13 protein-coding genes are annotated in these 12,118 nt (G+C 55.2%); 12 read left to right on the forward strand and 1 reads right to left on the reverse strand.

Annotated elements, in window-relative coordinates:
* Positions 1–27: 27 nt before the first annotated feature.
* Positions 28–831 carry an inositol monophosphatase family protein gene (locus LC073_RS16820; protein ID WP_226648478.1) on the reverse strand — a complete coding sequence of 268 codons (804 nt, stop codon included), beginning with the start codon at positions 829–831 and terminating at the stop codon, positions 28–30.
* A 135-nt stretch (positions 832–966) separates the two neighbouring features.
* On the opposite strand from LC073_RS16820, the gene trmJ reads away from it, so the two are divergent.
* From trmJ to LC073_RS16880, 12 genes are all read left to right on the forward strand, one after another.
* The gene (trmJ, locus tag LC073_RS16825) at positions 967–1,758 is read left to right on the forward strand and encodes a tRNA (cytosine(32)/uridine(32)-2'-O)-methyltransferase TrmJ (protein ID WP_226648479.1); all 792 of its coding nucleotides are present in this window, start codon (positions 967–969) and stop codon (positions 1,756–1,758) included.
* A 105-nt stretch (positions 1,759–1,863) separates the two neighbouring features.
* A complete protein-coding gene (iscR, locus tag LC073_RS16830) occupies positions 1,864–2,340 on the forward strand; it encodes a Fe-S cluster assembly transcriptional regulator IscR (RefSeq protein WP_152451911.1) in 477 nt (158 codons plus the stop codon).
* A 64-nt stretch (positions 2,341–2,404) separates the two neighbouring features.
* The gene (locus LC073_RS16835) at positions 2,405–3,619 is read left to right on the forward strand and encodes an IscS subfamily cysteine desulfurase (RefSeq protein WP_226648541.1); all 1,215 of its coding nucleotides are present in this window, start codon (positions 2,405–2,407) and stop codon (positions 3,617–3,619) included.
* A 27-nt stretch (positions 3,620–3,646) separates the two neighbouring features.
* Entirely contained in the window at positions 3,647–4,069 is a 423-nt protein-coding gene (gene iscU, locus LC073_RS16840; RefSeq protein ID WP_226648480.1) for a Fe-S cluster assembly scaffold IscU, read from the forward strand.
* A 39-nt stretch (positions 4,070–4,108) separates the two neighbouring features.
* Complete coding sequence (iscA, locus tag LC073_RS16845) at positions 4,109–4,432, forward strand: iron-sulfur cluster assembly protein IscA (protein ID WP_226648542.1); 324 nt, start codon at positions 4,109–4,111, stop codon at positions 4,430–4,432.
* Positions 4,433–4,555: 123 nt separating this feature from the next.
* Positions 4,556–5,083, forward strand: a complete 528-nt coding sequence (gene hscB / locus LC073_RS16850) for a Fe-S protein assembly co-chaperone HscB (RefSeq protein ID WP_226648481.1) — start codon at positions 4,556–4,558, stop codon at positions 5,081–5,083.
* Between the two features lie 81 nt (positions 5,084–5,164).
* Positions 5,165–7,036, forward strand: a complete 1,872-nt coding sequence (hscA, locus tag LC073_RS16855) for a Fe-S protein assembly chaperone HscA (RefSeq protein WP_226648482.1) — start codon at positions 5,165–5,167, stop codon at positions 7,034–7,036.
* A 77-nt stretch (positions 7,037–7,113) separates the two neighbouring features.
* Positions 7,114–7,452 (forward strand): ISC system 2Fe-2S type ferredoxin, encoded by a 339-nt coding sequence (fdx, locus tag LC073_RS16860; protein WP_226648483.1) that lies wholly within the window; start codon positions 7,114–7,116, stop codon positions 7,450–7,452.
* Positions 7,453–7,480: 28 nt separating this feature from the next.
* A complete protein-coding gene (gene iscX, locus LC073_RS16865) occupies positions 7,481–7,675 on the forward strand; it encodes a Fe-S cluster assembly protein IscX (protein ID WP_226648484.1) in 195 nt (64 codons plus the stop codon).
* Positions 7,676–7,875: 200 nt separating this feature from the next.
* A complete protein-coding gene (ndk, locus tag LC073_RS16870; RefSeq protein ID WP_152451925.1) occupies positions 7,876–8,304 on the forward strand; it encodes a nucleoside-diphosphate kinase in 429 nt (142 codons plus the stop codon).
* A gap of 62 nt (positions 8,305–8,366) precedes the next feature.
* Positions 8,367–9,485 carry a 23S rRNA (adenine(2503)-C(2))-methyltransferase RlmN gene (gene rlmN / locus LC073_RS16875; protein ID WP_226648485.1) on the forward strand — a complete coding sequence of 373 codons (1,119 nt, stop codon included), beginning with the start codon at positions 8,367–8,369 and terminating at the stop codon, positions 9,483–9,485.
* 292 nt (positions 9,486–9,777) lie between these two features.
* A complete protein-coding gene (locus tag LC073_RS16880) occupies positions 9,778–11,706 on the forward strand; it encodes a cytochrome-c peroxidase (protein WP_226648486.1) in 1,929 nt (642 codons plus the stop codon).
* Positions 11,707–12,118 lie beyond the last annotated feature (412 nt).

Genomic DNA, 12,118 nt, shown 5'->3' on the forward strand with positions numbered 1-12,118 from the left:
GGGCCAATGAAAATGAATAGGGCAGGATTAGCGCACAGAACCCAGGTGCTTGCCAACGATCTGCACCAGTGGCTTGAAGACCTTGGGGGTGGCGCATACCAGATTGCCGGAATCCAGGTAATCCTCACCACCGCGGAAGTCACTGATCAGGCCGCCGGCCTCTTTGACCAGAAGGGAGCCCGCAGCGATATCCCAGGTGTTCAGGTACATTTCCCAGAAACCATCGAAGCGTCCGGCTGCCACATAGGCCAGATCCAGCGCGGCGGCGCCGGGGCGGCGGATGCCGGCGGTCTGCCCAGCGATTTCTTTCAGGGCGCTCAGGTAGGGATCGATATTTTCCAGGGCCGGCCCATTGAAGGGCAGGCCGGTGCCAATCAGTGCGCCGCGCAGGCCCTGGCGTGGGGAAACGCGGATACGGCGACCGTTCAGGGCCGCACCGCGGCCGCGACTGGCGGTAAATTCTTCACGCTTAATGGGGTCTAGCACTACCGCGTGCTCAATGCGACCGCGGTAGCGACAGGCGATGGAAACCGCAAACTGGGGTACGCCGTGGATAAAGTTGGTGGTGCCGTCGAGGGGATCGATAATCCACTCGTAGTCTGGCTCTGCGCCTTCGATCAGGCCGCTTTCTTCAGCGCGAATGCTGTGCTTTGGGTAGGCTTTACGCAGGTGGTAAATAATTTCCTGTTCGCTGGCCTTGTCCACTTCGGTGACGAAATCGTTGCGCGTTTTTTCCTCGAATTTCATCAGGTCGCCGCGCTCCCAGGCCCGTTCGATCAATTCTCCGGCCTTGCGCGCCGCGCGCAGGGCAATATTTAGCATGGGTTCCATAACTATTCCGCACTAAGTGGTTGAAGTGGTTAAAAAGCAGACCGCGGGTTAACCGCAGCGGACGCGATTGTATGGATTCCCGTTCCTTTTTGCTACACTCGCGCGCCCCCATGACACCGAATTATTACTTTCAGTATGGCCAAGTCCCCTTTAGATACGACTCCGCTCAATGCGCTCGATAATGTGCGCGTGGTCCTGGTTAACAGTGCCCACCCCGGAAATATCGGCGGTGCCGCGCGCGCCCTGAAGAATATGGGCTTGAGCCAGCTCTATCTGGTGGCGCCGCGGGAATTCCCTGCGGCCAATGCCGTGTGGCGCGCTGCCGGTGCAGCGGAGCTACTGGATAGCGCCGTGGTGGTGGACACTCTGGAAGAAGCGGTGGCAGATTGCGGCCTGGTCGTGGCCACCAGTGCCCGTGAGCGGCGCATCCCCTGGCCCCTGCTAACCCCGCGCCAGTGCGGCGAGCGCGCAGTGGCTGAGGCCTCCAGCCATCCGGTGGCGCTGGTGTTTGGTCGTGAAGATCGCGGCCTCACTAATGAAGAGCTACAGGCGTGTAATTATCATGTGCATATCCCGGCAAACCCGGAGTACAGCTCTCTTAATTTAGCCACCGCCGTGCAGGTGCTGACCTATGAAGTGCGTATGGCAGCGCTGGAAGCGGAAAAAGGCGAGCCCGTGAGTTATGCCGACTGGGACCGCCCACCGGCTAAAGCCAGCGATATGGAGCTCTATTTCGACCACCTGCAACAAGCACTGGGCGAGCTCGGTTTTATCGACCCGGACAACCCCCGCCAGACTATGACCCGTTTACGCCGACTGTATAGCCGTGTGCGCCCGGACGATATGGAGTTGGGCATCCTGCGCGGCATGCTCACTGCCATTCAGAACTATATCCACCGCTCTGGTGGCAAGGGGCGTCCCGACTAGTTGAGTACCCGAGTACTTTGCTCGGTTATATACTTGACTAAGGTGCTGGGTTATTTCATACTCGCGCCCCGATCGGAAAAGGCTGTACATCAGTTGGGAGCTGGTATGCGTTTAACAACCAAAGGCCGCTATGCGGTAACCGCCATGCTGGATCTGGCGTTGCATGCAGAGCGCGGGCCGATCAGCTTGGCAGATATTTCCAAACGGCAGGGCATCTCACTGTCTTACCTGGAGCAGTTATTTTCCCGCCTGCGGCAATCTGGGCTGGTGTCCAGTGTGCGCGGCCCCGGTGGCGGGTATCGCTTGGCGCGGGATGGCGAAGAGATTTTTGTGGCTCAAATTATCGATGCGGTCAACGAATCGGTAGATGCCACTAGTTGCGGCGGCAACGCCGATTGCGCCAATGGTGAGCAGTGCCTGACCCATTACCTCTGGTCCGATTTAAGTGACCAGATCCACGGTTTCCTGAGCGGTATCAGTCTGGCCAACTTGGTGTCTCGCGCCGAGGTGCAGGAAGTGGCGCGCCGCCAGGATATGCGTGAAGCACCGGAACAGCGGGTCGCCGTACTCGGCGGTCTGTAAATATCGGCCACAGCGTTGGCCAAAGCGGAATATTTGAGAATTATTGAGCGGAAACGGTATGACTATGAAGCTTCCCATCTACCTGGATTATTCAGCTACCTGTCCGGTTGACCCGCGTGTCGCTGCAAAGATGGCAGAGCAGCTGACGATGGAAGGCAACTTCGGTAACCCGGCTTCACGGTCCCACCTTTACGGCTGGAAGGCCGAGGAAGCGGTGGAAAATGCCCGTCAGCAGGTGGCCGAGCTGATTAATGCCGACCCCCGCGAGATCGTCTGGACCAGTGGTGCCACCGAGTCCGACAACCTGGCGATCAAAGGTGCGGCTCACTTCTACCAGGGTCGCGGCAAGCACATCATCACCTCCAAGATCGAGCACAAGGCAGTACTGGATACCTGCCGCCAGCTGGAGCGCGAAGGTTTCGAGGTCACCTACCTGAACCCTCGTGAAGATGGCATTGTTACCCCGCAACAAGTTGAGGAAGCGCTGCGCGAGGACACCATTTTGGTGAGCCTGATGCACGTGAACAACGAGATCGGTGTGATCAACGATATCGCCGCAATCGGCGAACTGTGCCGTTCACGCAAAGTAATTTTCCACGTGGATGCGGCGCAGAGCGCGGGCAAACTGCCTATCGACCTACAGGAAATGAAGGTTGATCTGATGTCCTTCTCCGCCCACAAGGTTTATGGCCCCAAAGGCATCGGCGCTTTGTACGTACGTCGCAAGCCCCGCGTGCGACTGGAAGCTCAGATGCACGGTGGCGGTCACGAGCGCGGTATGCGTTCCGGCACCCTGCCCACCCACCAGATTGTCGGTATGGGTGAAGCATTCCGTATCGCCAAAGAGGAAATGGTGCAAGAAGGTGAGCGTCTGGTGTCCCTGCGCAACCGTTTCTGGGACCAGATCAAAGATATGGAAGAGGTGCATATCAACGGTTCCGCCGAACAGCGCGTACCGGGCAACCTCAATGTCAGCTTTGCCTTCGTGGAGGGCGAAAGCCTGATTATGTCCCTGCGTGACCTGGCGATTTCCTCCGGTTCCGCCTGTACCTCTGCGAGCCTGGAGCCCAGCTATGTACTGCGCGCTCTGGGTGTGAACGATGAGCTGGCACACAGCTCACTGCGTTTCAGTTTCGGCCGCTTCACCAGCGAGCAGGACGTGGATACCGCAGCGACCGCCGTGCGCAAGGCGGTGGAGAAACTGCGTGAATTATCGCCGCTTTGGGATATGTACAAAGACGGTGTCGACCTGAACAAGATTGAATGGGCCGCTCACTAAGCGCGCGCATGAGTTAGGAGAAAAGTCATGGCCTATAGCGATAAAGTAATTGACCACTACGAACATCCCCGCAACGTCGGACGTATGGACGACAAGGCGGACAACGTGGGCACCGGTATGGTGGGCGCGCCCGCCTGTGGTGATGTGATGCGCCTGCAGATCCAAGTGAACGCCGAAGGTGTGATTGAAGACGCCAAGTTCAAAACTTACGGCTGTGGTTCCGCCATCGCCTCCAGCTCGCTACTCACCGAATGGGTAAAAGGCAAGACCATCGACGAGGCGGAGCAGATCAAAAATACGGCAATTGCCGAGGAGCTGGCCCTGCCACCGGTGAAGATTCACTGCTCGGTGCTGGCAGAAGATGCGATCAAGGCCGCTGTGCGCAATATTCGTGAAAAGCGCGGCGAATCTGTCGAAGCTGCTGGCACGCAGGAATCCGCCGCAGGTTAACCACTGGGCCCTGTGCCCAATAGTAGTGAAGGTATTGTTTTGGCTATTACCATGACCGAGGCCGCTCAGGCTCATATCAAAAGTCAGCTGGCCAAGCGTGGCAAAGGTATCGGCATTCGTGTAGGTGTTAAGACCGCCGGGTGTTCGGGCCTCGCCTATGTACTGGAATTTGTCGATTCGGCAGAGGCCGAAGACGTGGTGTTCGAGCAGGATGATGTAAAGCTGATCGTAGATCCCAAGAGTCTGGTTTACCTGGATGGTACCCAGCTCGATTTCGTCAAGGAAGGGCTCAACGAAGGCTTTACCTTCACTAACCCCAACGTCAAGAACGAGTGTGGCTGCGGCGAGAGTTTCCACGTCTGAGTGTGGCCCGCTACAGTGAGGCCGGGTGCACTGCGCATGCCGGCCTTTTTATTGGCCCGGCAATTGCCGGGTGGGGCGCCGCCGCCCAGTTTTTTAAGGCCCAGTGCCGGCAGGTGAACTGAGATGGCAACCAACCTGACCCATTTCGAATTATTCGGGCTCAAGCCCGTCTTTGAACTCGATCGCAACGCCCTGGCCGCGCGCTATCGGGAATTACAGCGGGAATTCCACCCGGACAAATACGCCTCCAAGTCCGAGCGCGAACAGCTACTCGCTATCCAAATGGCTGCGCAGATCAACGAAGCCCACACGGTTCTTCGTAATCCGGTGCAGCGCGCCGCCTACCTACTCAAACTCGCCGGTGTGGAAGTGCCGCCGGAGCAGACTACTGCCGATACGGAATTCCTGATGCAGCAAATGCTGCTGCGCGAGCGCCTTGAGGAAGTGCGCGAACAGCCAAATCCCGCCGCCGCCCTGGAGGAGCTCGCCGATGAGGTCGATGGCCTCTACCGCGGTGAGCAGCGGCAATTTGCCGAGACCTATGCCGCAGGCAAGTTCAGCGAAGCCGAGGACTCCCTGCGCAAGCAGCAGTTTCTAGTGAAGCTGCAATCGCAGGTGGAAGAGCTGGAAGCCGATTTATTCGGCGATTAAGCAGGCGCTACCAGAAAATAAACCGGGATCTGGCACCGTCTGTGCCAACGCGATTAATCCCGCTGACAGAAGAGATAAGTAATGGCATTACTGCAGATTTCCGAACCGGGACAGAGCCCCGACCCCCATCAGCGCAAATACGCGGTGGGCATCGATCTGGGCACCACCAACTCGCTGGTGGCCACGGTGCGCAGCGGCTCGGCAGAAGCCATTGCAGTAGAGGATGGCAGTGTCATCCTGCCCTCGGCGGTGCATTACAGTCGTGAAGGCATCACTGTTGGCGCTGAGGCTCGTGCCCGTGCGGCCGCAGACCCCTACAACACCATGCTGTCCATCAAGCGTTTGATGGGGCGGGGTGTTGCCGACGTGAAAAGCCTGGGTGAGCAGCTGCCCTACCATTTTTCCGGCAATGATGGCGGCATGCCCACCATCGAAACCGCTGCCGGCCCGGTCAATCCGGTGCAGGTATCTGCGGAAATTCTCAAAAAGCTGGCCCAGCGCGGCCGCGATGCACTTTACGGCAAAGCGGGAGGGGAACTCGACGGCGCGGTGATCACGGTGCCGGCCTACTTTGACGATGCCCAGCGCCAAGCCACCAAAGATGCGGCCAAACTGGCCGGCCTCAAGGTGCTGCGCCTGCTCAACGAGCCCACCGCTGCGGCGGTGGCCTACGGTCTCGATCGGGGAGAAGAGGGCGTGATCGCCGTCTATGACCTGGGCGGTGGAACCTTTGATATTTCTATTCTGCGTCTGTCCCGCGGCGTTTTCGAAGTAATGGCCACCGGCGGCGACACCGCTCTGGGTGGTGATGACTTTGACCGCATTATCGCTGCCTGGATCGCCGAGCAGGCGGGCCTCGGCTCCGACCTGGATGCGTCGACCCAGCGGCGGTTACTGGATAGCGCCTGTGCCGCCAAGGAAGCCCTGGCCAGTGTAGAGCGAGTCGAAGTGCGCCACGGGGACTGGACCGGCATGTTTGATCGGGAAACCATGGCTTCACTGTTGGACCCTCTAATCGACAAGACCCTGCGTGCCTGTAAGCGCGCACTGCGCGATGCGGATATCGCTGTAGATGAAGTGCAAGAAGTGGTTCTGGTGGGCGGCTCCACTCGCACGCTGCGGGTACGCGAGCGGGTTGAAGACTACTTTGGCCGGGCGCCCCACGCTGAAATCGACCCGGATCAGGTGGTGGCTATTGGTGCCGCCCTGCAGGCCGATGTACTGGTGGGCAACAAGTCCGATGACGATCTACTGCTGTTGGATGTAATCCCCTTGTCCTTGGGGATCGAGACTATGGGTGGACTCACCGAGAAGCTGATTGCGCGCAATACCACTATTCCAGTGTCTAAGGCTCAGGAGTTCACCACTTTCAAGGATGGCCAAACCGCTATGGCGATTCATGTGGTGCAGGGCGAGCGGGAGCTGGTCAGCGACTGCCGCTCGCTAGCCCGCTTCGAATTGCGCGGCATTCCCGCAATGGTGGCGGGTGCCGCCCATATCCGCGTGACTTTTCAGGTTGATGCGGATGGCCTGCTATCTGTGACTGCGATGGAGAAAAGCAGTGGTGTCAGCGCCGATATCGTGGTGAAACCTTCCTACGGTTTAGAGGACAAGGACATTGCGCGCATGCTGCAGGAGTCCTACACCCATGCCGCCGAAGATATCGCCCTACGCGCTTTGCGCGAGGCCCAGATAGAGGCGGAGCGGGCCTTGGAGAGTCTGCTGGTTGCCCTGCGAGAGAATGGTGCCGAGCTGCTGGAAGAGCACGAGCTGAGTGAGCTGGAACACGCTATGGAAGCTCTGCGGTTGGCCCATAATGCCGGCGATGCAGGGGAGATCCGCTTGCGTATGGAGGCCTTGAACAAGTTGTCCGAGCCTTTCGCCGCACGGCGCATGGACGCTTCGATCAAGCGCGCCATGCGCGGTCACAGCCTGAACGAATTTGATAAATAAGCGGTGGGCGCCTAGCCTGCACAACCTGCGGCCGGGGCTTGCCCCCGTCGGATTGAGACCATAGAGAGTCAGTACCCATGCCGAAAATTGTATTTTTACCCCATCCGGAAATGTGCCCCGAGGGTAAAGTGGTAGAAGTGGAGAGCGGCGTCACTGTGATTGATGCGGCCCTGGCCAATGACATTGAGATAGAGCACGCTTGTGAAAAAGCCTGTGCCTGTACTACGTGCCACGTCATCGTGCGCGAAGGCTTCTACTCCCTGGAAGAGCCCGATGAGCTGGAAGAGGACCTGCTGGATAAGGCCTGGGGCCTGGAGCCAGAGTCGCGCCTGTCATGTCAGGCGATCGTTGAAGATGAAGACCTGGTAGTGGAAATTCCCAAATACACCATCAACCAAGTGTCGGAAAAGCACTGAGCACGGCGATCTTGAGGAAGCCTAATCAATGAAGTGGACCGATATTCACGATATTGCTATCGAGCTCTGTGATGCGCACGAAGAAGTGGACCCGCTCACGGTCAATTTTGTCGACCTGCGCAATTGGGTAATGGCACTGCCGGAATTTGACGATGATCCCAGTCGTTGCGGCGAAAAAATTCTGGAGGCTATTCAAGCCGCCTGGATTGAGGAGCGCGACTAACCAGATCAGGTTTATAGGGGTATTGGTATTGGAGTACAAAAGTCGATCAATACCCCGTATAATCCGCCGGCCGCGAAAAGCGGTGATTAAAAATTGAGTACCCCCCGGTGGGTATGAAAGGAATATCACGGAAGAGCAACTGAGCAGGTTGCTCTTTCTGTATGTAAGTTCAGTTACGAAAAATCAATTTGGAGATAACCATGGCCCTGGAGCGTACCCTTTCTATCATCAAGCCGGACGCAGTAGCCAAGAATGTAATCGGTGAAATCGAGAGCCGTTTTGAGAAAGCTGGCCTGAGCATCGTTGCTATGAAGATGGCGCACCTGTCCCGCGAGAAAGCCGAAGGTTTCTACGCTGAGCACAAAGAGCGTCCTTTCTTCAAAGACCTGGTTGACTTCATGACTTCCGGCCCGGTTGTTGTACAGGTTCTGGAAGGTGAAAACGCTATCCTGGCTAACCGCGAGCTGATGGGCGCTACCAACCCGAAAGAAGCTGCTGCCGGCACCATTCGCGCCGACTTTGCTGAAAGCATCGACGCCAATGCCGTACACGGTTCCGATTCTGCAGAGTCCGCTGCCCGCGAAGTAAGCTACTTCTTCGCTGATGACGAAATCTGCCCGCGCGCTTAATTCGCGCCCTGAATCGCACCGGTCCGTCCGGACCGGTGCAACTCTTCCCCGAGGTGAACTGAATGACCACAGAGAAAACCAACCTGCTCGGCCTTTCTGTCGAAAAGCTGGCCGCCTTTTTTGAATCATTGGGCGAGAAGCGTTTCCGCGCGGTTCAGGTTTTAAAGTGGATTCACCAGAATGGGGTCGATGACTTCGCTGAAATGACCAATGTCAGCAAGGCCCTGCGCGAGAAACTGGCAGAAGTGGCTGAAGTTCGCGCGCCAAAAGTCATGGGACAATGGGATTCCGCCGACGGCACGCGCAAATGGTTGATTGAAGTTGAAGGTGGCAATGCCATCGAGACTGTCTATATCCCCGATGGGGATCGAGGCACTCTGTGTGTCTCCTCGCAGGTGGGCTGCTCCCTGGATTGCAGTTTTTGTGCCACCGGCAAGCAGGGTTTTAACCGCGATCTGACGGCAGCAGAAATCATCGGGCAGGTGTGGATTGCCTGTAAATCTTTTGGCCAGTTAGAGCCGAAAGGTCCGCGCAAAGTCACCAATGTGGTAATGATGGGCATGGGTGAGCCGCTGCTCAATTTCGACAATGTGGTCGATGCCATGAACCTGATGATGGAAGACAATGCTTACGGTATCTCCAAGCGTCGAGTGACCCTGTCGACCTCAGGTGTAGTACCGGCTCTGGACCGTCTCGCGGATGTGACCGATGTGAGCCTGGCAATTTCTCTGCATGCGCCCAATGATGAGTTGCGCAACGAGTTGGTGCCGATCAACAAAAAATATCCCATCGCCATGTTGTTGGATTCCGCCAAGCGCTATATCGAGCGTATGCCGGATACGCACCGCAAGATGACGATCGAATACACGCTAATGCGTGAGATCAACGACCGCCCCGAGCACGCCGAACAATTGGCAGAATTGCTGCGGGATATTCCGGTGAAGATCAACCTGATTCCCTTTAACCCATTCGAGCTGTCCGACTACCAGCGTGTGAGTAACAATGCTCTGCGCCGCTTCCAGCAGATTCTGCTCGACAAGGGTTATACCGTTACCGTGCGTACCACCCGCGGCGACGATATCGATGCGGCCTGTGGCCAATTGGCAGGCAGTGTGAATGACCGCACCCGCCGCTCCGAGCGCTATCGCAATGCCGAACGCCCGGTGCGTATTGTCGGCTGATTGTTTTATACTGATTGATCTATTCAGCCCGGAAGTCTTGATTAGCTGATCGCTAATACATGTCTGGGCTGTCTTGGTAACTTCTATCATTTGCCATTTACGTACTTATCACTTGTGGCGCTGGTAGAAGGTACTATTTCCAACTCTTTTATTTCCCTGAAAGTAATTGTGATCGCACCTTGCTTGCGTCTTGGTGATACACAATTTTTTCTTTTTGGTGTCAACCAAGTTCCTTGATACGGCGTTAACAGTCCAGAGCTTTAGAAATCGAAAGAAAGGACTGTTATAACTTATGCGAGTTCAGACACTGGATACAAAGGTTTTTCCCAGGGAGCTATTGCGGCTTTTTTTTCTATTATTCTGTTTATTGTTGGCTGGATGTGATTCAGGGGCATCAGGTGGTGAGGACAATCCATCTCCTGATGCCGTACAGAATGACGGTGATTCTGACACCGATTCCGAGTCTGATCCCGAGGCAGAACCTGAACCCGATTCTGAACCTGAGGAGGATAGTGGGCCCAATGATTTGATTGGCCATGCCTATTCCGGAACCCGCATCGGTCTTGTTTGGGAGCGGGATGGTGAAACCTATTTTATCTATCGAAATGGCGAAAAAATTGCACAAACCAGCAACAGTTTTTTCGTTGATCAGGGTCTCTCGGTAAATACGGAATATGTTTATTCGGTAAATACAGCCGATACTGCCAGTGAAGAAGAGGCTTCTTGGGTTACCGTAAAAACATTAGTCAACAATACGAATGTGGGGCTAAATAACGGTACTGAAGACGATGTCTTAAATGAGCGTATATCCACTTTTACCGAGTGTAAAAATGCCCCTAGTGCGCTCGATCTACTCGAAGAGGACCTGGATAACTGCCTGGTGGCCATGCTCGAATTCAATCGCATGGTATCTCTTGTTGAAGATATACGCGCTTTTGCCGCACGTGTTCGCAGTGAACAGGACCCGGCCATGGTGGAGTTGGGCATGCGGCTGTTTCACAATAAATCCTTAAGTGCAAATCAAGATGCCTCCTGTTCATCCTGCCATCATCCCGCAATAGGCTGCGGAGGGGACAACCTGTCGATGCCGGTCGGGGTTAATGCTGTAGATGCTGCTCTGTTGGGTCCTGGGCGCTCTGATGGCGTTAACGAAGTGCCGCTAGTCCCCAGGAACGCTCAGCCGATATGTAATACTTCTTTATGGTCTCGCGGTCTGTTCTGGGATAACCGAGTTTCAATGAGTCCCAATGGGGTCCTTCGCACGGATTCGAGAGATGTTACGGATAATACCGTCGATGCCGTGGGTTCTGGATCTTTGGCATTACTGATGGCACAGGCACATTTCCCCGTTACAGCTCCGCCAGAAATGGGGGATATCATCGACTTCGGTTACGATGATACTGTCGATGAGAACTTTACGGCTTACCGCGAAGATATTTTGGCAGCCAACCTGGATATTGAAGCTTGGGAACCGCTATTCACTTCTGCTTTTGGTGATGCCGAGATTAATTTCAGTCGTATTGCCCAAGCCATTGCCGCTTATGAGGCAGTACAGATATTTATCGACAATCCATTTTTTTCCTATGTCGAGGGCAATCTGCAAGCGCTCAGTGCTGAAGAAAAACGTGGCGCTGTCACGTTTATGTCAAGAGATGCTGGCTGTACTTTTTGTCATAAAGGGGCCTTCTTCACTTCCGAGGCACTGATGGCTGCCAACTATCCGCAGATCGGAATAGGTACTGACGAGAGTGGAAGCGGAGCGGATTTGGGCGGAGAGGGTTCCTTGGGTTTTGGAGCCTTCCGCGCTCCCACCTTGTTAAATGTGGCAATTACGGGCCCCTGGGGACATAACGGGCAGTTTGCTAGCTTGAGAAGGAATGTTGAGCATTACAGGGATCAGGGAGCCTCAATTGCCAGCTACTTTGCCAATAATGAGATGTGTGATCTTGAGCAGTTTAAAGATATTCAGGATTGTCCCAGTAAATTGGCCCCCAATGGATTGGCACTGTCCCAGGATATTCTTGCCGGAAACGATGGCGGTGGCGTTAATCGCCTGACCGATGATGAGATTGATCTTGTTGTTACATTTCTGGGCACTCTTACCGATCCAAATGCGGCAAATAGCAGCTCGAATGAGATCCAGTTCTTGATCCCTCCCAGAGATGGTGGTCCAGACGGCAAACAATTGGATGCTAAAAACCGGAGTGGGGATAATCTATAGTCTCCAGTTTGGTCCATAGCATAGCCATATGAATGGCTAGAAATAATTAGAAACAAATGATGGGCATAATAGGGGTTGCTGATTTTTGACTTCTTTGTGCCCTCCTCTGTGATAGCAACAGGTTTTGCGAATTTAATATTTCTGGTTAGGTCACAGCTGAGGTAGGGCTGCCAAGTGGTTGGCTTTGTCACTGTGCCTTTTGCCTCTTTTATATCCTGAGGTAATTCACACTATCTCATTTCACTCGCCGAGTGTAAGTGCTTTGCGACTCTCTCAACAGAATTCGCAGGGTTAAGGCTTTAGGCTCGTTATTTTTATGCCTGGCTAAATTGTCAGGAATCGGAGAACTCTGGGAGTATTAGCTTTTGGTGCCGTCTAGGGCACTAGTTTACCCATTGCCTGTCCAGAGTTT

The sequence above is a fragment of the Microbulbifer variabilis genome (genome assembly GCF_020524905.1).
Classification (GTDB): Bacteria; Pseudomonadota; Gammaproteobacteria; order Pseudomonadales; family Cellvibrionaceae; genus Microbulbifer; species Microbulbifer variabilis_A.

Bases quoted from the DNA above. Each gene is read 5' to 3' on its own strand.
- iscR (WP_152451911.1), top strand. From the start codon at position 1,864: ATGCGTTTAACAACCAAAGGCCGCTATGCGGTAACCGCCATGCTGGAT.
- hscA (WP_226648482.1), top strand. From the start codon at position 5,165: ATGGCATTACTGCAGATTTCCGAACCGGGACAGAGCCCCGACCCCCAT.
- hscB (WP_226648481.1), top strand. From the start codon at position 4,556: ATGGCAACCAACCTGACCCATTTCGAATTATTCGGGCTCAAGCCCGTC.
- LC073_RS16820 (WP_226648478.1), bottom strand. From the start codon at position 831: ATGGAACCCATGCTAAATATTGCCCTGCGCGCGGCGCGCAAGGCCGGA.
- ndk (WP_152451925.1), top strand. From the start codon at position 7,876: ATGGCCCTGGAGCGTACCCTTTCTATCATCAAGCCGGACGCAGTAGCC.
- LC073_RS16880 (WP_226648486.1), top strand. From the start codon at position 9,778: ATGCGAGTTCAGACACTGGATACAAAGGTTTTTCCCAGGGAGCTATTG.
- iscX (WP_226648484.1), top strand. From the start codon at position 7,481: ATGAAGTGGACCGATATTCACGATATTGCTATCGAGCTCTGTGATGCG.
- iscU (WP_226648480.1), top strand. From the start codon at position 3,647: ATGGCCTATAGCGATAAAGTAATTGACCACTACGAACATCCCCGCAAC.
- rlmN (WP_226648485.1), top strand. From the start codon at position 8,367: ATGACCACAGAGAAAACCAACCTGCTCGGCCTTTCTGTCGAAAAGCTG.
- LC073_RS16835 (WP_226648541.1), top strand. From the start codon at position 2,405: ATGAAGCTTCCCATCTACCTGGATTATTCAGCTACCTGTCCGGTTGAC.
- fdx (WP_226648483.1), top strand. From the start codon at position 7,114: ATGCCGAAAATTGTATTTTTACCCCATCCGGAAATGTGCCCCGAGGGT.
- trmJ (WP_226648479.1), top strand. From the start codon at position 967: ATGGCCAAGTCCCCTTTAGATACGACTCCGCTCAATGCGCTCGATAAT.